Source organism: Acinetobacter sp. 231_lipA (assembly GCF_058243005.1).
Window position 1 is genome coordinate 3,230,589 of sequence record NZ_JBZAYU010000001.1, and the last position, 22,716, is coordinate 3,253,304.

At 39.9% G+C, this 22,716-nt stretch carries 14 protein-coding genes, 5 pseudogenes and 1 other annotated feature; of the genes and pseudogenes, 14 read left to right on the forward strand and 5 right to left on the reverse strand.

Going from position 1 to position 22,716, the window contains the following annotated elements; translation table 11 throughout:
- The first annotated feature begins 147 nt into the window (after nucleotides 1-147).
- From AC4CUX_RS15855 to AC4CUX_RS15865, 3 genes are all read left to right on the forward strand, one after another.
- Nucleotides 148-2,310, forward strand: coding sequence for a TonB-dependent siderophore receptor (locus AC4CUX_RS15855; protein ID WP_279692303.1), 2,163 nt, complete (start codon nucleotides 148-150; stop codon nucleotides 2,308-2,310).
- A gap of 277 nt (nucleotides 2,311-2,587) precedes the next feature.
- Nucleotides 2,588-3,295 carry an SDR family oxidoreductase gene (locus AC4CUX_RS15860; protein WP_490792549.1) on the forward strand — a complete coding sequence of 236 codons (708 nt, stop codon included), beginning with the start codon at nucleotides 2,588-2,590 and terminating at the stop codon, nucleotides 3,293-3,295.
- Nucleotides 3,296-3,625: 330 nt separating this feature from the next.
- On the forward strand, nucleotides 3,626-4,684 hold the full coding sequence (locus tag AC4CUX_RS15865) for an asparaginase (protein WP_087012958.1): 1,059 nt from the start codon (nucleotides 3,626-3,628) through the stop codon (nucleotides 4,682-4,684).
- A gap of 118 nt (nucleotides 4,685-4,802) precedes the next feature.
- Here AC4CUX_RS15865 and AC4CUX_RS15870 read toward each other — a convergent pair whose 3' ends face one another.
- Nucleotides 4,803-5,501 (reverse strand): DUF1826 domain-containing protein, encoded by a 699-nt coding sequence (locus tag AC4CUX_RS15870; protein WP_279692705.1) that lies wholly within the window; start codon nucleotides 5,499-5,501, stop codon nucleotides 4,803-4,805.
- Nucleotides 5,502-5,678: 177 nt separating this feature from the next.
- Nucleotides 5,679-9,155, reverse strand: a complete 3,477-nt coding sequence (locus AC4CUX_RS15875) for an indolepyruvate ferredoxin oxidoreductase family protein (RefSeq protein WP_419380739.1) — start codon at nucleotides 9,153-9,155, stop codon at nucleotides 5,679-5,681.
- 203 nt (nucleotides 9,156-9,358) lie between these two features.
- Here AC4CUX_RS15875 and AC4CUX_RS15880 point away from each other — a divergent pair, with 203 nt between their 5' ends.
- The 7 genes and pseudogenes from AC4CUX_RS15880 to AC4CUX_RS15910 all read left to right on the forward strand — a co-directional run.
- On the forward strand, nucleotides 9,359-10,297 hold the full coding sequence (locus AC4CUX_RS15880; RefSeq protein ID WP_114837346.1) for a LysR family transcriptional regulator: 939 nt from the start codon (nucleotides 9,359-9,361) through the stop codon (nucleotides 10,295-10,297).
- A gap of 80 nt (nucleotides 10,298-10,377) precedes the next feature.
- On the forward strand, nucleotides 10,378-10,596 hold the full coding sequence (locus AC4CUX_RS15885; RefSeq protein ID WP_490792550.1) for a hypothetical protein: 219 nt from the start codon (nucleotides 10,378-10,380) through the stop codon (nucleotides 10,594-10,596).
- 371 nt (nucleotides 10,597-10,967) lie between these two features.
- Nucleotides 10,968-11,612, forward strand: a complete 645-nt coding sequence (locus AC4CUX_RS15890) for a TetR/AcrR family transcriptional regulator (RefSeq protein ID WP_490792551.1) — start codon at nucleotides 10,968-10,970, stop codon at nucleotides 11,610-11,612.
- A gap of 83 nt (nucleotides 11,613-11,695) precedes the next feature.
- Complete coding sequence (gene acuI, locus AC4CUX_RS15895) at nucleotides 11,696-12,673, forward strand: acrylyl-CoA reductase (NADPH) (RefSeq protein WP_078389309.1); 978 nt, start codon at nucleotides 11,696-11,698, stop codon at nucleotides 12,671-12,673.
- A gap of 93 nt (nucleotides 12,674-12,766) precedes the next feature.
- Entirely contained in the window at nucleotides 12,767-12,925 is a 159-nt protein-coding gene (locus AC4CUX_RS15900; RefSeq protein ID WP_004979619.1) for a hypothetical protein, read from the forward strand.
- Nucleotides 12,926-12,967: 42 nt separating this feature from the next.
- Nucleotides 12,968-15,634: an excinuclease ABC subunit UvrA gene (locus AC4CUX_RS15905; RefSeq protein ID WP_287166405.1), complete on the forward strand. Its 2,667-nt coding sequence runs from the start codon at nucleotides 12,968-12,970 to the stop codon at nucleotides 15,632-15,634.
- Between the two features lie 165 nt (nucleotides 15,635-15,799).
- Nucleotides 15,800-16,264, forward strand: a pseudogene (locus tag AC4CUX_RS15910) (IS5 family transposase); the annotation flags it as partial.
- Here AC4CUX_RS15910 and AC4CUX_RS15915 read toward each other — a convergent pair.
- Complete coding sequence (locus AC4CUX_RS15915; protein WP_490792552.1) at nucleotides 16,262-17,287, reverse strand: IS30 family transposase; 1,026 nt, start codon at nucleotides 17,285-17,287, stop codon at nucleotides 16,262-16,264. The pseudogene AC4CUX_RS15910 and the gene AC4CUX_RS15915 sit on opposite strands and share 3 nt — an antisense overlap.
- A gap of 53 nt (nucleotides 17,288-17,340) precedes the next feature.
- On the opposite strand from AC4CUX_RS15915, the pseudogene AC4CUX_RS15920 reads away from it, so the two are divergent.
- Both AC4CUX_RS15920 and istB read left to right on the forward strand, forming a co-directional pair.
- A pseudogene (locus AC4CUX_RS15920) lies at nucleotides 17,341-17,829 on the forward strand (DDE-type integrase/transposase/recombinase); the annotation flags it as partial.
- Nucleotides 17,829-18,600, forward strand: a pseudogene (gene istB, locus AC4CUX_RS15925) (IS21-like element helper ATPase IstB). The pseudogenes AC4CUX_RS15920 and istB, both read left to right, overlap by 1 nt.
- A 269-nt stretch (nucleotides 18,601-18,869) precedes the next feature.
- On the opposite strand, the pseudogene AC4CUX_RS15930 reads toward istB, so the two are convergent.
- Nucleotides 18,870-19,250, reverse strand: a pseudogene (locus tag AC4CUX_RS15930) (transcriptional regulator); the annotation flags it as partial.
- Nucleotides 19,251-19,301: 51 nt separating this feature from the next.
- On the opposite strand from AC4CUX_RS15930, the gene AC4CUX_RS15935 reads away from it, so the two are divergent.
- Nucleotides 19,302-20,521 (forward strand): IS3 family transposase gene (locus AC4CUX_RS15935; protein WP_490792553.1). Its coding sequence is split into 2 segments (ribosomal slippage): nucleotides 19,302-19,578 and nucleotides 19,578-20,521, totalling 1,221 coding nucleotides; the frame shifts between segments, so codons are not numbered across the junction.
- Nucleotides 19,577-19,693 (forward strand) — a sequence feature (AL1L pseudoknot). (Overlaps the previous gene by 117 nt.)
- A 38-nt stretch (nucleotides 20,522-20,559) precedes the next feature.
- On the opposite strand, the pseudogene AC4CUX_RS15940 reads toward AC4CUX_RS15935, so the two are convergent.
- Nucleotides 20,560-21,222 (reverse strand): annotated as a pseudogene (locus tag AC4CUX_RS15940) (transcriptional regulator); the annotation flags it as partial.
- A 102-nt stretch (nucleotides 21,223-21,324) separates the two neighbouring features.
- Between AC4CUX_RS15940 and AC4CUX_RS15945 the strand changes: the two are divergent.
- Nucleotides 21,325-22,457, forward strand: a protein-coding gene (locus AC4CUX_RS15945; RefSeq protein WP_223155595.1) for an IS3-like element ISAba14 family transposase whose coding sequence is annotated in 2 segments (ribosomal slippage) — nucleotides 21,325-21,577 and nucleotides 21,577-22,457 — 1,134 coding nt in all. Because the reading frame shifts where the segments join, the coding sequence is not laid out codon by codon here.
- Nucleotides 22,458-22,716 lie beyond the last annotated feature (259 nt).

Here is a 22,716-nt window from a genome sequence, read left to right on the forward strand (position 1 = left end):
AAATCTACACACTCAAAGCTATCTCCCAATAATTTAAAAAAAAGCTGAGATATGTTGAATAATGTGCTTGTTCATTTTAAGAAAATTGTGAATACTCATGCCGCAAAATTCAGGCTGTAAATTTATCTTTTGGGGTTAGCAACGACAGTGAAAACGTATCCATTTTCTCGTTTACAAAAAGCATTATTGGCGGTTGGTTCATTTTCATGTCTAGGGCTGAACTCGGTATGGGTACATGCGGCAGAAGAAAGTGATGTGGAACAACTCGCAACCATTACAACCACTGCTCAGACTGAACAACTGGCTTATTATCAACCCAAAGTTAATTTGTCTGGCTTTAGTCAGCAAAACCTTGCAGCAATTCCTGCATCTATTCACACCGTTACTGCTGAACTGATCGCAGATCAACATGCGAAAACACTGGGCGATGTGGTAAAGAACGATGCGTCCGTTGGGGATGGTTATGCACCCATTGGCTACTATGCAAACTTTGTGATGCGTGGATTTAGCTTAAATGCGGGATCAAGTTATTTACTGAACGGTAATTTGCTACGCGGTGAGCAAAATGTAGCGCTTGAAAACAAAGAGCAAGTTGAAATCCTAAAAGGCATGAGTGCGATTCAAAGTGGGATGTCAACGCCGGGCGGTGTGGTGAACTATGTGAGCAAACGCCCCAAAGATGTCCAGTCTTTAACCCTTGAAGCAGACAGTCATGGCGGCAGCCTTGTGGCGACTGACCTTGGTGGATGGTTTGGGGACAATCAACAGTTTGGTTATCGTGTGAATGCAGCTTATGAAGATATTCACCCCTATGTTGAACATGCTGATGGAAAACGTTTGTTTGGTTCCTTGGCTTTAGACTGGAAAATTTCAGATCGTTCAAAACTTGAATTTGATCTTGAATCACAGCGTCAAAAACAGCGTTCAGTACCGGGCTATCAGCTACTTGATGGTAAAACTGTACCGACAGGAGTGAAATGGGATCGTTTACTGGGTTATCAAAGCTGGAGCAAACCTGTCACAAATGAAAGTCTAAATACGAGTCTGAAATACAGCTATCAAATCAATGATAACTGGAGCGGCAATCTGTCTGCTTCACAAAGTCGTGTGGTCGTAGATGATTACTCAGCTTTTGCCTATACCTTTGATACTGATGGTAACTATGACATTTATGATTTCCGCAGCCCAGATGACAGTTATCTCACCCATCAATTTAAAACAGGTTTGAACGGAAAATTCAGCACTGGAGCATGGCAACATAGCCTGAGTTTAGAGTTATCACATGCTTACAAACGTCATACTCAGTATGAATCTACTTATAGTATGGTGAATGTTGGCGCTGGAAATATTTATAATGATCCTATTACTCACACACCGAATGACAGAGATTTAGGTAATCATTACAAATCATTGGATAGTCAACAAACAGCTCTCAATGTGTTGGATCAAATCGAATTTAATGATACTTGGTCAGTTTTGCTGGGCGGTAAGCTTTTACATTTAAATGAAAGTGCCTATGCTGCGGATGGCAACAGTATCCGTGACACCGACTTTAATCGCTTCTTGCCACAGCTTGCGTTGATGTATCAGCCTTGGCAGAACACTCATCTGTATGCTTCGTATGCAAAAGGAATCAGCGACGGCAGTCAAGCGCCGTGGTCTGCCTATGGTAATGAGGATAAAGGCATCGTAGGAAATGCCTTTGAAACTTTAGCACCAAGACGCTCAACTCAATATGAGTTAGGTCTTAAACAGCAATGGCAAGAGCTACTATTTACTGCCGCTTTGTTTGACTTAACACAAGACCATCAATATACCAACTTAGACAATTACTATGTCACCGATGGTGAACAGCATAATCTAGGTTTGGAATTGGGCTTGCAAGGTCGCGTTGCTGAAAATCTGGATATTACATCAAGTTTGGCAATGACCCGTTCACGTTTGGAAGATATACAGGTAGATGCTTATAAAGGGCATCAAACTCAAAACGTACCGACGGTTCGTTTTGCTAGTCATGTGTCTTATCAAATGCCTCAAGTAGAAGGTTTACGTCTACTCGCAGGTATGCAATACAGCAGCAGTAAATACGCCAACAAAACGGGTACGGTTAAAGTTTCAGGCTATACCGTATTCGATGCGGGTGCAGCTTATAACTTCCGTGTTTATGGTTATGACAATATGCTTCGCCTGAATGTGGACAACCTGTTCAATAAAAAATATTGGCGAGATGCAGGAAGCTTTTTCGGGGATGACTATTTATTTCTGGGTACACCACGTACAGCACAATTTTCATGGACTGTGAACTTCTAGACAGAAATCGCTAGGTTTTAGGTTTTCTAAATTCTCCAATTTTGGGTCGTAGGAAAACCTATTGCTGGTAAGACTCATGTGTTAGTTGTGGGCTTATTCATTGAATGAATGATGAAGGTTGAATAAGTCTACAGAAATAGGTTTGTATAAAAAATTCTTACTGCACTATGATCAAAGCGAATTCTTAAGCTTGTGAATCAATATTCAAAAGCGAACTTTGAAGGTTTGATCTGAATCTATTTTTACATCTTGAATTATCGTGATATAGGAACATTTTATGTTTGATAAGAATAAACGCGCAATCGTGGTTGGTGCTTCAAGAGGGATTGGTCTAGGTCTAGTTAGAGAGTTGCTCAATCAGCACTGGCAGGTTATCGCGACCATCCGAGACATAGACCAAGTCTCTACAGGCTTAAATCAACTGCTTTCTGAGTATCCAGACAGACTTGAATTAACCGAATTAGATTTAAATCATGTACAAACAGTTGACCATTTACTCAGTAAATATCATGAAAAATCCATCGACCTACTGTTGGTTTCTGCGGGCATTCTTGGGCCAGAACATCAACGCGTTGAGCAGTGCACGCTCAATGAGATTGCCAATCTGTTTTTGGTAAATAGTATTGCACCCGTGACGATTGCGAGAAAACTTCTTCCTTTGATGAAAGAAAAGAGTGTCATTGCATTTATGAGTTCTCGCATGGGAAGCGTTGCTTTAAACGATGATGGAAGTATGGAGCTGTATCGCGCAAGCAAGGCTGCTCTCAACAGTATCACACGTGGCTTTGCAATAAATGAGGCAATTCCTGCCCAAATAGGCGTGCTGAACTTACATCCAGGATGGGTGCAAACTGAAATGGGCGGAAGCCATGCACCCGTCAGCGTAAATGAAAGCACAACGGGCATTGTACGTGTGGTTGAGGATTTTATTGGCAAGAATGAACAACAGTTTGTCGACTTTCAAGCTCATGAAATAGCGTGGTGATAACCACAGCCTAAATAATGCAATACAGTTCCTCACTCTTTGAGGGACTTCATATTGCTTTCATCCTAAATAAAATAACAATATGCTAAAAAGTGCGATAACCATTTAAAAATAGTCGTACCGTATTTTGAATATTTTCTTGTAACTGTTCTGTATTGGGTAAATAGGACTCATCTCAAAACTACAAGAGATGCACCATGATTAATTGTATTTAAGAATTGTGATCGACATAAAACACAATTTCTACATCTATACAATCCTATCTTTTTCCAGTAATTTTACTATGGTATGAAAAATGCTAAGAATAAAATGACTCAAAAAGGATGACCTATGAAAAAAACGATTTCAGCTTTGACACTCAGTTTAAGCCTATTACTCCCATGTGCAGCATTTGCCAAAAATAATGTTGTTGTTGTCGCTACTGGTGGAACGATTGCAGGTGCTGGAGCAAGCTCTACCAATAGTGCAACTTATACTGCGGCAAAAGTTCCTGTAGATGCATTATTAAATGCGGTTCCCCAAATTCAAAACCTTGCCAATGTGACTGGTGTGCAGGCAATGCAAGTTGCATCAGAAAGTATTACGGATAAAGAATTATTATCCCTTGCACGTCAAGTCAATGACTTGCTTAAAAAGCCTGATGTGAATGGTGTTGTGATTACACATGGAACAGACACCCTAGAAGAAACAGCTTTCTTTTTAAATTTAGTGATTCATTCAGACAAACCGATTGTATTGGTCGGGTCAATGCGTCCAAGTACTGCACTTTCTGCTGATGGCCCGTTGAACCTTTATAGTGCGGTTGCACTTGCGGCCGACGATAGTGCAAAAGGTAAAGGAACTTTTGTGCTCATGAATGATGACATTTTTGCAGCACGAGATGTTTCAAAAACAATTAATATCCATACCAATGCATTTATGAGCCAATGGGGTGCACTCGGAACCTTAGTCGAAGGAAAACCATATTGGTTTAGAAATACAGCAAAACGTCATAATAAGAGCTCAGAATTTAATATTGAAAATATTAAAGGTGATAGCTTACCGCTGGTACAAATTGTTTATGGTTCAGGCAATATGTTGCCGGATGCATACACGGCTTATGCGAAAGCAGGGGCAAAAGCTATTATTCATGCAGGTACAGGGAATGGCTCGGTAGCCAATTATATTGTCCCAACATTAACTGACTTACAAAAACAAGGTGTGCAAATTATTCGTTCATCTCGCGTACCCCAAGGTTTTGTTCTTAGAAATGCAGAACAACCAGATGACAAATATGGTTGGGTCGTCGCACATGATCTTAACCCGCAAAAAGCTAAATTACTTGCTGCACTTGCTTTAACAAAAACAAAAGATGCAAAGGAAATCCAACGCATTTTTTGGGATTACTAAACCCAATAACTGTGAACTCGCATAGTAATGCTTTTCAGCTAAGCACCTTAAAAATTTAAGGTGCTTTTTTACCGTCTATAAATAGATTAAATTCATCGACTCTATATTGAATAAATATTTAACAAATCAACAGCAATCTATACTCACCATCCTTTTCAACTGGTGCTCTATGCACACAAGGTAAGACTTTTTGTGTAGGATGATCTACCTCCAAGCGCCAAAGATGTCCTAAGCCTAAATTCACAGGTTTTGCATTGGGTTTAGACTGATAATGTAAATCAAAAAAATACTCTTCCAGGAAAGTTTCAAATTCTGCTTCTGGGCCATCATGTAATTCTTTGAGTTTTTCCCTGATCTCGGGAATCAAGATCTTTTGTTCTACTTGATCATTGGGCACGATATCACTTGCAGCGCCGTGGTAGGTACATAAGAAAGTATCTGTTTCTATGGGTGAACGATCTATATGAAACGAATATACATCTGTTGAAATAAAGTCTAGCTCGTCATCACGTTCATAACATTTTAGTAAATTAAGTGTAGGGGATGCACCGAAATCAGTTAAGAGCTGAATATCACTTAAGAGAATATCCCTTGCTAAATTTCCTTGTTCTGAGAGTTGTAGCGCTAAAAGATCTTCAATAGAAACTTCTGTAATATTTTCTTTTAACTCAAGTTTAGCCACAATTTCTTTAAAATCACCAATCAAATCTCTATGCCAGCAAAGTGCATTCATTTTTCCTTGAAATTTGGAATTTACAAGTTCAGAGAAAGTAGAAACTACACTAATTTGGGCGTTGTCAGAAAACGGATTTTTCATAGCAGACTTAAATAATAAACCATACGCAATATTATACGCTTAGTATCAAAGAAAGAGAGCATCTTTAGGCTTCTTGCGAAAATCGAGTTGTGGTGAACATTTATTTACAATGGAAATTCCCTCTCCTTTAAAAGAAGAGGGCTAGGGAGAGGATTTACATGATAAATCTTCCTCATCTCAACTTTCTCTACGAAGACTGAATGAAAGCTCATCCCAACGTTGTATCGCTGTGTCCATCGCTTGCATTTTGACATGACCAAAACCACGTACATCTGCTGGTAATTGAGCGATTTGCTCAGCAACAGATAAGTCATAACTTTCAGGTGCAGAACTAATGGCTTTAACAAATGCGATATAACGATCACGCCAAGCATGTTCTTTTTGACGTTCTTGCTGCAAAGCAAATGGATCAAGAATAGTTTCTCTGAGCCATTGTAGGCGAGCAAGAATCATCATCGGAATACGCATCCAATATCCGAAAGCACGTTTGCGTATGGTGCCATGAGCACCCAAAGCTGGCGGTGCTAAGTGATAGGTTAAACGTAAACCTTGACCAAACTGGGTTTCAATCGATTGTTTAAAACTTTTTCCTGTGAGTAAGCGTGCAACTTCATATTCATCTTTATACGCCATGACCCTATAGAGCTGTGTCGCAATGGTTCCAGCGAGTTCTTCGGGTAATACTTTGGCAGCTTGTTCAGCAAGATTTCGATACTGCATTGCATAATCTTGATTCCAATACTCGACCAGACGCGCAGAACGATCATCCACTAATTCTACCAATGTAGTTGGTTTATTCATTGTTGGTATCGTTGCAACAATTCGTTTGGCTAAGTCAGGATCATTCATCAGATGACAACCGATACGGAAAGCTTCAAGGTTTTTTTCAGTAGCCGTACCATTTAAATGAATTGCCTTTTCAATACTTTCGCGTTTAAGCGGAATCTGGCCTGCTTGCCAAGCCATACCAAGTAAGATTTGATTTGCAAAGATTGCATCACCTAAAACCTGTGTGGCAATACGTGTTACAGGTAAAGATGTGAGTTTTCCTTGAGTCGTTCGGCCACGAAGTCGGTGAATCAAATCTGTAATTGGCGCATACCAATCACGAGATTGAAGGAAATCAGAGGTAGGGGAACTATCTTCATTGACGATGATAACAGCATCCGCTTTTAAGCGAGAAAGTGCTGCATTACTGCCTGCAACAATGGCATCCGCACCGATCAAAAGATCACATTGTCCCGCAGGGATTTTGGTTGCGGAGATTTGCTCATCTTCTGTAGCAAGTTGTATGTAGGAGTAAACCGTACCACCTTTTTGAGCCAGTCCAGCCATATCCATGATACGTGCAGCTTTACCTTCCAAATGAGCAGCCATTCCCAGTAAAGCGCCTGCAGTTACTACACCTGTACCGCCAACACCACCAACCATGATCCGAGTTGGCTGATGATCAAGTTCAGGAAGGATTGGTTTTTCTGGCCAGCCAGCTTCTATACCTTTGAATATTTCTGGACGTTTCATATCACGGGTATGGACTGTGACAAAACTTGGACAGAAACCATCTACACAAGAGAAGTCTTTGTTGCAGCTGCTTTGATTGATTTGACGTTTCGTTCCTAATGCAGTTTCAACAGGTTCAATTGATAAACAGTTCGATTGTTTAGAACAGTCACCGCAACCTTCACAAATCTCACTATTGATAAAAACTCGTTCTGCTACATCTGGGTAAGCATTGCGTTTACGACGGCGACGTTTTTCACTGGCACAGGTTTGAACATAAATTAACGCCGTAACCCCAGAAATCTCACGTAATTTGCGTTGGACATCATCTAATTCATTTCTGTGGTAAATCTCGACGTGAGACGCAATACCTTCTTCGGCATGAATCAGCTCAGGTTCATCCGTGACGATGACTTGTTTTGTGATGCCTTCAGCATCGAGTTGTCGTGTTAATTGTGCCACGCTCAGATGACCATCGACATGCTGTCCACCTGTCATTGCCACTGCATCGTTATAGAGAATTTTGTAGGTCATGTTGAGTTTTGCAGCGATCGCTTGGCGTATGGCAAGATAACCTGAATGGAAATAGGTTCCATCGCCTAGATTGGCAAAAATATGCTTTTCATTGGTGAAATGAGAAGCACCAGCCCAACTCACACCTTCACCACCCATTTGCGTGAACGTTTCTGTGCCATGATTTTGTAACACGGCAATATAATGACAACCGATCCCGCCCAGTGCACGACTGCCTTCGGGTAACTTAGTTGATGAGTTGTGAGGGCAGCCGCTACAAAAGAAAGGTTTACGTTCTGCAATATCCAGAACTCGCCATGATTCATGTTCTGCTTTTTGTAGCAACTCAACTCTATTTTCAATCTGTGTTTTTAAACTTTCTGGAAGATTTAATTTTAAGAATCGAGCTGCCAACATTTTTGCAATCGGTTCAGGTTGGAACTCATAGTGACCAATCAAAGGCGCTTCATTAATCGATGTACTCCATTCACCTTTTCCATCACTCGCCTTACCAATGATACGAGGTCGTTTGCCATCTGGAAGCGCATAGAGTTCATCTTTAATTTGAGCTTCAAGAATAGGGCGTTTTTCTTCTACAACAATCAGCTCTTCTAAACCTTCGGCAAATTCACGCAGACCTTGCGGTTCTAAAGGCCAAATTAAAGCAACTTGATATACTCTCAATCCGAGCTGTTGGGCCGTTTCACCTTCAATTCCGAGAATGCGTAAAGCCTCAATCGTATCTAAATAACCTTTACCACTTGCGGCAATACCAATACGCGCATCAGCACAATGCCATGTTACCTGATTCAGTTGATTTTCACGTGCATAAGCCAATACAGCAGGTAAGCGATATTGATAAAGGCGTTCTTCTTGTTGAATGCCGTGATCAGGCCAACGAATATTGACACCATCTTCAGGCATTTGAATATCTTTGGGTAAAACAGGAGTGACTCGATCTAAATCCACATGAACAGAAGCAGAGGTTTCGACAATTTCACTGACTAACTTCATCGACGTCCATACACCCGCAAAGCGTGACATGGCAACCGCATGTGCACCTAAATCAAGAATTTGCTGTATTGAGGTTGGGTAAAAAATAGGAATGCCACAACCGATCATCACGTGTTCAGACTGGTGTGGAATACTCGACGATTTACAAGAATGATCATCCCCAAAAAAGGCAACCACGCCGCCTCGTTGTGATGTTCCAGCAAGGTTGGCATGACGGAGAACATCTCCAGAACGATCCACACCAGGGCCTTTGCCATACCACCATGCGGTTACACCATCATATTTACCTTGACCTGCGAGATTGGCTTGTTGGGTACCCCAAATTGCAGTAGCAGCGAGATCTTCATTTACACCAGGTTGAAAAACCACATGATGGTCCTTGAGTATGCCTTCAACTTGCCAGAGAAAATTATCATAATTTCCGACAGGGGAACCACGATAACCAGAAATAAAACCAGCAGTATGATAACCGTTTAAAGTATCCCGCCGTGTTTGCGCAAGTGGTAAACGCACCATGGCCTGAATACCTGTCATGTAAGCAGTACCGTCATCACTGAGATATTTATCTTCAAGTGACACATCCTTGGTTGGAATTTTATTTGGGGTAAATTTTGTCGCTATATTCATTTATATCTCCTTTGAATTTTGTAGATCGAGCTACTTTCTTTTCTCAACATCCCGTTGAATATTTGGAGTAAATGACATACTCGAAAAAAGATTGATCAGTTCAACTTAAGACAATGAAACTGTTCAATGTATGTACATTAATGTCATTGTGGGTGATCCAGACTGGTGCAACAATGCGTAATTAAGAAAAACATATTTACGTTATGCGCAAAAATCTTGAGGGTGGATTACTGCATGCAATGCATGCTTTCCTAAAAGTCATTGATAGTGGCAGCTTTACGGCTGCCGCAGAGCAGATGGAACTGACAACAGCGCAAGTGTCTCGACTCATTAGCGAGTTAGAAGGGCGTCTAGGTACAAAATTACTACAACGATCGACCAGACAGCATGCGTTGACCGATATTGGTGCAACTTATGCAGAGCAATGTCGTCAAGTACTCGCAATGGTGGAAGAGGCTGAAGCTCAAGCCATGGGAATGGCAAGCAAACCGCAGGGCAAGTTACGTGTTTTGAGTATGGCCAGTTTTGGTCATCATTATGTGTCTCCGATGCTGGCTGAGTTCTGTCAAACCTATCCCGAGCTTACGGTTGAATACCGTACTTCGCAGAATGTACCAGACCTTTTAGCCAAAGGAATTGATGTCAGTTTATATCTCACTGAATCTTTGGCCGACTCAAGATTTGTTGCTCGCCGAATTGGAACAATATTTTCATTACTTTGTGCATCACCAGCCTATTTAGAAAAATATGGCGAACCCAAATCATTAGATGACCTACAAAAACATGCATGTTTAAGATTGGTTAATCCATCGATTACACCGCAATGGCATCTAGTCAGTGAAAATAGTTGCTCGTATCAAATCGATATTACAGGCCAATTGATTGCAGATACACCAGAGCTATTACTGGACATGGTGCAACAAGACATGGGTATCGCATTACTTCCAACCTTTGCTGTAATTGAGGCTGTACGTACTGGGCGATTACGCCGTGTTTTAGCAGATTGGAGATCACCTGATATTGGTGTTTATACCTTGCTGCCGTCGCGTCATTTTATAGATGCTAAAACAAGAGCATGGTTAACCTGGGTTGAACAGCATGTTTCACCTAAAATTCAAAGTGATACAGACTATTTTTTATAATTCTAAATTCTCGATTCAAATCTTTAAGCAAAACATTAAATATAAAGTAGATTTACCACAAACTACAGTCCATAGATAAGATGCCAGTAAAGATTGATCAACAGAGACATTACAAAACTGGAAGCTATGACAGATCAAAGGGTGTTTTAACCAAGGCTGACTATGAGTACATGCGCGATCTACTGGAGACCGTGCTAGAACAACTGCAAAATTCAGAATTAGACAACGATAGAGAAATAGATCAGCTCAAACAGTTTTTTATCAAGTTAGATCATCACATTGATAGGTTGCGTGCGTAGATTTCGGCATAACGTATATTATGTTCATTAGCGTACTCGGCATTGTGAATATAATTTTACTGAGATTCACGATGTCGAGCTGTAGCACCAACTGCGTTGCGTAGGCCACAGCCTTTGGTATCGGATTTAACTTATGTTTACCTAAAATCTAGTTTATAAATTATTTTTACAATATATTTATTAATTTCAATATTTTGAATAAAAGTAATAGGAATTTATTAAAAATGAGTTCATGAACTCGTAGAATTTTTAAGTACATTTATATAAAAGGCTAAGTTCTCCCAGCAAAGAAATAGATGCCGTTTAGATAAAATTTTCAATCAAATAATCTTATTGTTGATATTTCTAGTCACATAGTCTATTTTCATTATATGAATTATTCTTCTTTACCCAAAAGACCACGTGGTCGACCAACCAAACACGGTTGTAACTATGCAGACACTAAAGAAGTTTTAATCCGCCGAGGTATCGAGTTACAGACCGAACGTGGAATGAATGCTATGAGCTTGGACGATCTCATGAAATCAGTCCAAGTTCCTAAAGGGTCTTTCTACCATTATTTTGTAAATAAAGAGGCTTTTATTTTAGAAGTCTTAGATGCTTATGAGCTTTATTTTGTGAAGCGATTGAATAAGTTTTTAAGTCAAACTGATCTTTCCCCACTAGAAAAGCTGCAAAATTTTGTAAAAGATGCGGGTGAAAAAATGCAAAAATATGATTTTAAACGAGGTTGTATTTTAGGTAACTTAGGACAAGAAGTGTCGTATTTGCCACAAGAAATCATTGCCCGAATCGAAAGTATCTTTAAGGTATGGGAGAAATTAGTTTCTGATTGCCTACATCAGTCAAATTCACAATATAGCCTAGCTGATTGCGATGAAGCTGCTTATCAGTTTTGGATTGGGTGGGAAGGTGCAGTTCTAAGAGCGCGTTTGGTCAAATCAACAAGTCCCTTAGATGCATTTTATCGCTTGTTTACTTTAGCTGTAAAACAACAAAATCACGTAAAAAGTTAATTAAAAAAATAAATGCAGACGTCTGTATTTATTTTTTTAATTAATTCTAGATAAGCAGTCTAATTAAATAGAGAGGAAGTTCTATGTACAAAGGTATTGTAATTACTAAAGATGAAGCAGGTTACACATCACAAATTACTGAGATTGCATCAAAGCCTTTACAAGAAGGAGAGGTTAGAGTCGAAGTCAAATATTCAACACTCAATTATAAAGATGCTTTAGCCATTACTGGGCGTTCACCAGTGGTGCGTAGTTTTCCTTTGACCCCAGGCATCGATTTTTCGGGTGTTGTGATTGAATCAAAACATCCAGCATGGAAAGAAAGAGATGAAGTTCTACTAAATGGTTGGGGAGTGGGTGAAAAGTATTTTGGAGGGCTAGCCGAGCAAGTCACTGTTTCTGGTGATTGGCTCATACAAAAACCTTCTGCTTTTTCTTTTAAAGATACGATGGTTATTGGTACAGCAGGTTATACCGCAATGTTATGTGTCATGGCTTTACAAAAGCATGGTATTAAACCAAGTGATGGAAAAATTTTAGTGACAGGTGCAAATGGTGGAGTAGGTAGTATTGCCATTATTATTTTGAATTATCTTGGTTATGAGATTACAGCTTCAACTGGTCGACCTCAAGAGTCAGAATATTTAACCTATCTAGGTGCGAGTGAAATTATTGATCGTATTGAATTATCTTCCCCAGGAAAGCCATTAAACAAAGAAGTTTGGGCTGGCGTGATTGATACTGTTGGAAGCCATACTTTAGCCAATGCATGTGCTAGTACAAAATATCGTGGTGCAGTTGCTGCGTGTGGTTTGGCAGGCGGAATGGATTTTCCAGCAACAGTTGCTCCATTTATTCTAAGAGGGATTACCTTATATGGAATTGATAGCGTGATGGCACCAATCGAATTAAGAAAAGAAGCATGGGAACGTTTGGCTACAGAATTAGATCAAACAAAATTAGAAACAGTAACGACTGAAATTCAGTTAACAGATGCTTTAAATATTTCAAATGAAATTTTAGATGGAAAAATTCGAGGTAGAGTTGTTGTACAGATATAGTTCAACAAAATGAGTTGTGGGACTGTTCTAAATTTTGTGTAAGTACTTAATTTTCATTTATCCTACTGAGGATAATAAAAAGAGGTACTTCACATGGATGAAGCTACAATCAAAAGTATGACAGCTGAATTAGCTAAAGGTTTAAAAACTCCTGAAGATTTAAACCAAATGACAGCCATATTTAAATGTATTAGTTTAGCAATGAATTGTTTTACGATTCAGTTCGATGATCGATTAAAAGATCATTTATAAAAAATGGGACTTACACAAAATAATTTACAGGCTCGTAGAAACATGAAAATACATTCTTTTGGTGAACACAATAACATTACTTTATCTAATAATTGTATTGAAGTTCGAGGTGCACGTGAGCATAACCTTAAGGATGTAGATGTTTCTATCCCAAGAAATGCACTTGTTGTTTTCTCAGGTGTATCGGGTTCAGGAAAATCATCACTTGCTTTTGGAACTATTTTTGCTGAAGCACAAAGAAGATATTTCGAATCTGTTGCACCTTATGCAAGACGCTTAATAGATCAGGCAGGAGTACCAGATGTTGATGCTATTGATGGTCTACCACCAGCAGTAGCATTGCAACAACAACGTGGTGCAAGTAATACCCGTTCTTCTGTTGGAAGTGTAACAACTTTATCAAGTCTCGTGCGAATGATTTATTCGCGTGCTGGTGCATATCCTGCCGATCAGCCAATGTTATATGCCGAGGACTTTTCACCGAACACTCCTCAAGGTGCTTGTCCTACCTGTCATGGTTTAGGTCACATTTATGAAGTTACAGAATCGACAATGGTTCCTGACCCGACACTCAGTATTCGTGAGAGAGCTATCGCATCATGGCCACCTGCTTGGCACGGGCAAAACTTACGCGATATCCTAGTAACCCTAGGGTATGATGTTGATCGACCATGGAAAGATTTACCGCAATCGGATCGAGATTGGATTTTATTTACTGAAGAAACCCCAACAGTTCCTGTCTATGCTGGTTTAAGCCCCGCTGAGACTCAATCTGCACTTAAACGTAAATTAGAACCTAGCTATATGGGCACTTTCACTGGTGCTCGTCGTTATGTTCTACATACTTTTGCTAATACCCAAAGTACGTTGATGAAAAAACGTGTTTCACGTTTTATGGAAGGAAAAATATGCCCTTCCTGCCATGGCAAACGACTTAAGCCAGAAGCCTTATCTATTACCTTTGCTGGAGTAGATATTGGTGAGTTTATGCAACTTTCTTTGGATAAATTAACTTGTCTGCTTGAACCTATAGTTCTTGGCGATTTCGACGCTCATGATGCTGGCGAAAGGATTAATAATAAAATAACTCAACTTGATAGAGCTGAACGAGCAACAACAGGTAGAGCAGTGCATTCTGTATCTCCAGATGTAAGACGTACGTCAGCACTTTCAGATGAAAAGAAAATTGCTGCCCAGCGTTTAGCAAGTGGTGTGATGGGCCGTTTAAATCAATTACGCCAGTTAGGCCTTGGTTATCTAACATTAGATAGAGCCACGCCAACTCTTTCAGCTGGAGAGTTGCAACGTTTGCGTTTAGCAACACAATTAAGTTCTATGCTATTTGGTGTAGTTTATGTACTGGATGAACCGTCTGCTGGATTACATCCTTCAGATAGTCAGTCATTATATGATTCTCTCGATAAATTAAGAGACGCTGGAAACTCCGTATTTGTTGTAGAGCATGATTTAGAGCTCATGCGTCGTGCTCAATGGTTAGTGGATGTTGGACCAGATGCAGGAGAGCAAGGTGGTAATATTTTATATAGTGGAGTACCTCAGGGTTTAAGTGAGATTTCAGCTTCACGTACTGCAAGTTATTTATTTAATAAAATCCCAGTTACTCAAAGTTATGGACGTACACCCTCTGGTTGGCTTGAACTTAACAATATTTACCGACATAACCTGCATAATGTTGATGCTCGTATACCTCTTGGTGTACTTACAGCAGTTACAGGTATTTCAGGTTCAGGTAAATCTAGTCTCGTTTCTCAAGCTTTACCCGAGTTAGTACTTTCATATTTAGGCAATGAATCTGAAACTGAAAACAATAATGAAAATAATCCTTTAAATGAAGGAATGTTGGTTACCGAGGTTACACAGGGTTCTCTGGCTGGTGATGTGGAGGCTATACAGCGTCTGGTACAGGTTGATCAAAAACCAATTGGCCGTACTCCACGTTCTAATCTGGCAACTTATACGGGTTTATTTGATCATGTTAGAAAGTTATTTGCTGGGACTCCTGAAGCTCGCCAAGCTCATTATGATGCTGGACGTTTTTCGTTTAATGTGGCTAAAGGGCGATGTGAAACTTGTGAAGGTGAAGGCTTTGTCAGTGTAGAATTATTGTTTATGCCAAGTGTATATGCCCCTTGTCCGACATGTCATGGTGCTCGATATAATGATGACACTCTGAAAATTCGCTGGAATGGACGTAATATTGCTGAAGTATTAGGAATGACCGTCAATGAAGCACGTGATTTTTTTGATGGAGAGGTCTCGATTGCTCGTTCACTACAATTATTAAAGGAAATTGGCCTTGGTTATTTACGTTTAGGGCAACCAGCGACTGAACTATCTGGTGGAGAAGCGCAACGTATTAAATTGGCGACCGAGCTGCAACGCAATCAGCGTGGAAATACACTGTATATACTTGATGAGCCAACTACAGGTTTGCATCCATCAGATGTAGATCGATTGTTAGTTCAATTGCAGCGATTAGTCGATGCGGGTAATACCGTGGTTATGATTGAGCATGATATGCGTGCCGTTGCACAAGCAGATTGGGTGATTGATGTGGGACCAGGTGCTGGAAATGCTGGTGGGAATATTGTTGTGGCAGGAACACCAAAACAAATAACAGAAAATCAAGATAGCCGTACTGCTCCATATTTAGTTAATGAGTTAGTGAGTCGTGATACTAAACGTTGATATTGCGAGTGAGTAGAATAAAGACTTAAATTAAAATCCTGTAAAATCAATCAGATATTTTTTTGTTTTAGGTGGTGTGTGCATGAAATCTAAAAGTTTTTTTCAACTAAGGGCTTTGTTGCACAACCCTATCTGTAACGTTTTTTTCAGCGATATAATTTTCAAATGAAGAAGCCTACACACAAAATCTACCGCACAACCAATTGGCCCGCATATAACCGAGCACTCATGAGTCGAGGAAATATTGCCATTTGGTTTGATCCTGCTACGCAATGATATGCTCCATCAAAAGGCAAACAAGGGCGAAATCAAATCTACTCCGACGCAGCCATCCAATGCTGCTTAATGATTAAATCTTTATTTCGTCTGTCTTTACGTATTGTCACTGGCTTTGTGCAAAGTCTGATTAAACTTTGCGGATTAAATTGGACACCACCAGATTACACCACGCTTTGTAGAAGACAAAAGCATATTGATATTGCAATCAGTTACCAAAAAAGTAGCGATGGGCTGCATCTACTCATGGACTCTACAGGGATGAAGTTTCTAGGTGAGGGCGAATGGAAACGCAAGAAACATGGACCTGAATATCGTCGCCAATGGCGTAAACTACATATTGGGGCGAATTCAAACATGAGGTGCGACAGTTTCAAAAGTCTTATGATAATCAATAAGCTGAGAAAATTTCTCTAATGGTGTAAGCCAATCTAACGCTTTTCTAGGACGAATATTCAGTGACATGGCAACTTGATTTAAATAATGCTGATCTGCCTGGTTTAAATCAATCCCTTTAGGTAAATATTGCCTAATTAAACCATTCATATTTTCGCATGTGCCTTTTTGCCAGGGGGAATGTGGGTCACAGAAATATACATCTATGTCTAAATCTTCTTCGAGTATTTTATGTTCTGACATCTCATGTCCACAGTCATAGGTCAACGTTTTACGCAGTTCTGCAGGTAAATATTTCAGAGCTTCAGCTAAAGCCTTGCGCACTGATTCTGCCTTTGCATCAGGTAATGTTGCCAAGATACAGAGCCGTGTATTTCGTTCAGTAGGTGTTGCTATCGAACTTTTATTGTCTTTACCTTTAATTAAATCGGCTTCCCAATGACCCGGTATTTTTCTTTCTTGAACTTCGGCTGGGCGCTTATGAATAGTTTTAATATCCTGTAATATAGAATCTTTTTTAGATTCACCGTTAGCTTTTCGCTTTTTATTTTCATGACGCAGACAGGATAATAAGTCTTTTTTCAACTCACCCTTTGGTAATGCTCGTATCGTTGAATAAATCGTTGTATGGCTTACATTCATTGTTTGATCCAAATCAGGAAATGTCTTTAAACGCTTTGCTATTTGCTGAGGAGACCATAAACAACGGATCGCTTCAACAATAAATTTCCAGAGGATTGAATCGATTTTGAGTTTTCTGTGACCACGTCTACGTCTAGCGAAGGTGTTATCAGAAGCATATTGAGCTTGATAAACGTCATTGATGCTATTTCTTTTAAGCTCACGATAGATCGTACTAGGATGTCTTTTAATGAGTTCAGCAAATTTTCTGGCTGAAAAGCCTTCTTTTCTTGACTCAAGCATTAATGCAGTACGATCTTCAAAGTTAAGATGATGGTATGACAATTTTATATACTCCATAAACCTTTTAAATTAATTAGGTGGTTTATGTCGCACTTCAAGTTTTACTCTGCCCTCAGGAAATCCTGTTTGATAACGCTAAAACGATCATGATTGAACGGGACGCCTATCAGGAGGGGCAGCAAAAATGGAATCCCAAACTGCTCGACTGCGCCAAGAAGTACAGCTTTCGTCCTCGCGTATGTAAGTCCTATCGTGCACAGACCAAAGGCAAAGTTGAACGCTTTAATGGATACCTCAAATCAAGCTTTATTGTGCCATTGAAAGCAAGCCTGAAGACTTCGGGTTTACTGTTAGATGTTGATGTTGCCAATGCCCACATTGGCTGGTGGCTGCATGAAACCGCCAATCAGCGGATTCATGCCACCACGCAAGAAAAACCGGCTGTTCGACTGCAACAGGAGCAGCAAAGATTTACGCCATTACCGCAATCAGATACGGGTTCTGGCACTATACCTGTTGCAGCGGCACAGCATGTAATGCCCTACGAGAGTTTGCCGCATCCGTTATCGGTATATGAGCAGTTGCTAGGAGTTTCCTGATGAATCTGCAATACGACCGTATAGAGCAGCTTTGCCAGAAGCTCAGTCTGCATACAATTGCGTCACAATGGTCTCATCATGCGCAACAAACATTAGGTCAGGATGGAAGTTATGCCGACTTTATTGAAACCATGCTGATGCATGAATATGCTGCCAGGCAACAGCGCAGTCAGCAGGTACTGATGAAACTCTCAGGCCTGCCTCAAGTCAAAACCCTGGAAGGTTACGATTTTAATTATGGACTGGGTGCTCCCAAATCATAGGTGGTCGAGTTGTTCAAGCTGAGCTTTATCCCGAGAGCAGAAAATGTGGTGTTTCTTGGTGCTAGCGGTGTAGGGAAAACGCATTTATCCATGGCATTAGGCTATAAGGCCATCATGAACAATGTCAAAACCAAGTTTATTACCGCCGCCGATCTCATGCTGCAACTCAGTACAGCCTATCAGCAAGGTAAATTGAAAACTTATATGCAACGCGTGATACTCGCCCCGAAATTACTGATTATCGATGAAATTGGTTATTTACCCTTTGGACGTGAAGAAGCGAATCTATTCTTTAACGTGATTGCCAAGGGTTATGAAAAAGCCAGTACGATATTGACGAGTAACTTACCATTTAGCCAATGGTCCAAATCCTTTGCAGATGATGTCACGTTGACCGCTGCGATGTTAGATCGGTTATTGCATCACTGTCATGTGGTACAAATATCGGGTGAGAGTTATCGTTTGAAGATAAAAAAGAATAGGGATTCAACCTCAGGTTGAAACTTAATACGAAATCAAGGGGGTCAATTTTACTTTGCCATTTGTAAGGTAAAAGGGGGGGCAATTTTAGAATGCCGTTGACAACGGCAAAGCTGTAGTAATGGCATAGATACACCTTGCAGCGACAAACTAGGTGTCAAAGCTGGATAAGTGAATTACTAGACTTCACTGTATTTAGTTCTCAATTTTAAATTTTATTAAAGGAAGTATGAAAATCATACTTCCTTTTCAATCTGCTTCACAATAAAACTTTAGAGTTGAAGCAACAGATCAAATCTAAATCAGATTTGAAAAATAATTACGGTGGATACTGTCCTGTGGTAATAACTCTAATAAACGCTGTACCGCATCAATTCGGTCATGTGTTTGCCCAATAATTCTTAATAATTGATCGATATCCTTTATTTGATAGATCAACTGGCTTAAACGGGCATCAAAACAATGTCTCCAAGTGCTGAGTAAAGGGCTTTCTGATTTAGAGAGAAAGCTACCTTTATATAGCGAGAATGTACTGGAAATAAGATTTGCATTTAATGATTGTTCAGCACTTAAAAAATCACATTGGACTTCACAGCTAAGCCTATAAATCCGAGGCTCAATTGAATGAGGTAATAGGCTACGAAGTTGTGAAAGCTCAGCCTTTAGGGTTTTTAAGCTGTGAACCGTACCGGGTTTGTCGGAGAGTCAATATTCTGAGAGACTATCCCGATGACAAAATTAAAATATACCCCTGAAATCAGAGAAAGATCGGTTCAATTATTGATTGAATCCGAAAAAGATTATCCTTCTACTTGGGCTGCAATCACAGCAATTGCTCCCAAGATTGGCTGTACTCCTGAAACACTACGTTCCTGGCATCAGAAGCATTTGAATCAACAGAATCCAATCAAAGTACAGCAGCTTTCAGACCAAGAACGCATTAAACAACTTGAACGCGAAAATAAAGAACTGCAGCGAGCCAATGAAATTCTACGCAAAGCAGCCGCTTTTTTCGCCCAGGCGGAGCTCGACCGCCCACACAAATAATGGTGGATTTTATCCATAACAATAAAGCGTTATACGGTGTTGAGGCGATTTGTAGGATTTTACCGATCGCCCCTTCGACCTATTACCGGACTTTAGATCTCGCGGACAATCCAGAACATCGAGCGAAACGAGATTTACATGACTTGCATCATGCTGAACAAATTAAACGAATTTGGAAGGAAAGTTCAGGTCGATATGGTGTACGTAAAGTTTGGCAAAAACTGAAACGTGAAGGCTATATTATTGCGCGCTGTACAGTTGCTCGATTGATGCAAAAACTAGGTATACAAGGTGTTTGGCGTGGTAAGAATAAACAAACTACCCGTAGCCGAGATGATCAAAAACGAGCAGATGACTTGGTGAAACGCAATTTTAGTGCTGATCATCCAAACCAACTATGGGTGGGTGACTTTACCTATATTCAAACTCATTCAGGCTGGGTATATACCGCATTTGTTATTGATGTGTTCTCACGAGCAATTGTTGGATGGAAAGTATCTACACGGATGAATACAGATATGGTGCTCGATGCATTGGAGCAAGCATTGCACGATCGAGGTATGCCTAAGAATGTGATTCATCATTCAGATAGAGGTGTTCAATATCTTTCTATTCGCTATACCAATCGTTTAGAAGCAGCAAATTTACGAGCATCAGTCGGTACAACTGGTGATTCATACGATAATGCTCTGGCTGAAACGGTGAATGGCTTATACAAAACAGAGGTGATTGAATATTTAAAAGCAGATTGGCAAGGTTTAGCAGATGTACAACTTGCGACACTAAACTGGGTAGATTGGTTCAATAAAAAGCGTGTACACAGTGCACTGGGTTATGTATCGCCTTTTGAGTTTGAAGCAATGTACTATGATAAGATTAACCCGTTAGGTCAGGTGGCCTAACTTAAATAAAAAAGTCTCCGACAAACCCGGTACGGTTCACTGACACTACGCTCACCATAAAGGGCATAGTGTAACTCTTCTAAACCAATGCCATGGGGGTGCAAAGCTAAAATGCAAAGTATTTCAATTTGACGGTGACTCAAGTTCAAGGTATGCCCATTAAATTGAACCCAAGGCGAGCCTAGCGCCTTAATGTATAAAAAATTCTGCTGTTCAAACTTTATGGCTCGTTGTATTAAATCCGCACAGCGTTCAACTGCAAGCAGCCCCAAAGGAGTATGTTTTTTATATTTTGTGGAAAGGTTAATAATGCCATGAAATTGCCCTGATGTCGGATCCCAGATCGGCGCGGCATAACAAACCCAATCTCGAACACTGTCCATTTGGTTTTCATGAGAATAGACACAACTTGATATTTGGCTGTTTAAAGTCATACCTATCGCATTGGTCCCAACAGCCTGTGTAGACCAATGCCCACCCTCAATAAAATGAACCTGTTCGGCAGAAGAAAGCATTACAGAACTACTCCATGTCCATAAGAGAGTACCTTGATGATCTGTGAGACCAATCGCCATATCTGAATCATCAGCTATTTTGAGTAAGTCGGCATAATTATGTTGGATAGAGCGGCGAAATAAAGAAGTTTTATCTTCTGGAGGTAAGGCTAAAACAGGAGCGGCATGAACAGTATGTTGATTAATTAAATGGGTTGTTTAGAGATGGATCCGTAAATTTGAACAACTCCTATAAGTGATATTCTGCTCCTCAAATGATGTTATAAACATCAATATATGGAGTATTTTATGGCACGTAGACCAAGAAGAAATCATTCAAATGATTTTAAAGCTAAGGTAGCACTTGCTGCGATTAAAGCAGAAAAAACACTTGCTGAATTGAGTGCTGAATTTGATGTTCATCAAAACCAAATTATCGACTGGAAAAATCAACTGATTTCAGCTTCCTCGCAAGCTTTCGATCAATCAAAAGCTCCAACAGAACCACCCATCGATCTAAAAAAACTACATGCAAAAATCGGTGAGCAGGCATTAGAAATTGATTTTTTAGAAGGTGTGTTGAAGAAACTGGGCCGCTTCAACCACAAAAGTTAATCGACGACTCACTTCAGATTTCAGTATCTAAGCAAGCTAAGCTGCTGAAAGTCTCCCGTGGTTGTTATTACTATCGCCCAAAACCTGTGAGTGCATCAGATCTGAAGCTGATGCGATGTATTGATGAATTACATATGCAATATCCTTTTGCAGGCAGTCGTATGATGCGTGATTTGTTGAATCGTCAAGGACATCATATAGGACGACGTCATACACGTACTTTAATGAAGAAAATGGGTATTCAGGCGTTATATTGCAAACCAAATTTAAGCCAGGCTAATCAAGCTCACCGTAAATATCCATATCTGCTCAAAGGGTTGGCTATTCAGCGCAGTAATCAAGTGTGGTCTACGGATATAACGTATATCCCTATGGCAAAAGGCTTTGTTTATTTATGTGCTGTGATTGATTGGCATAGCCGCAAGGTACTTGCGCATAGGGTATCGATTAGTATGGAGGTGGATTTTTGTATTTCGGCTTTAAATGAAGCGATTGAAAAATATGGTCGACCTGAAATATTTAATACAGACCAAGGCAGCCAGTTTACCAGTGATGCATTTATTGATGTATTGAAATCAAATGGCATTCAAATCAGTATGGATGGTAAAGGTCGATGGGTAGATAATGTGATGGTTGAACGATTATGGCGGAGCGTTAAATATGAAGAGGTGTATCTCAAAGCTTATAGCAGTGTCACAGATGCGAAAAAGCAATTAAGTGCATATTTTGAGTTTTATAATTTGAAACGACCTCATTCGAGTCTAGACAAAATGACACCAAATGAGTTTTACTATGATCAGCTACCCCAACAAAACAAGGTGGCTTAACTAGAGCGGAATATCACTTATAAATACGCTTTTAGTTGTTCAAACAAGTGGGACCACCTCTTTTGCAGATTTTTTGCAGATGCGGTATTGAACAGGTTCATATCATATTCCTTTATGATCAGACTGTAATATTTTTAAATTTTAGAAATGAGTTTCCAAATTTATAGTCATTTACGTCATTTCTTCTTGCTTCAATTTTAAATGCTTTTATCTTTGCTTGGTTAAATCATATCTTTTGGCTTTACCAGTCCTTGAGTTA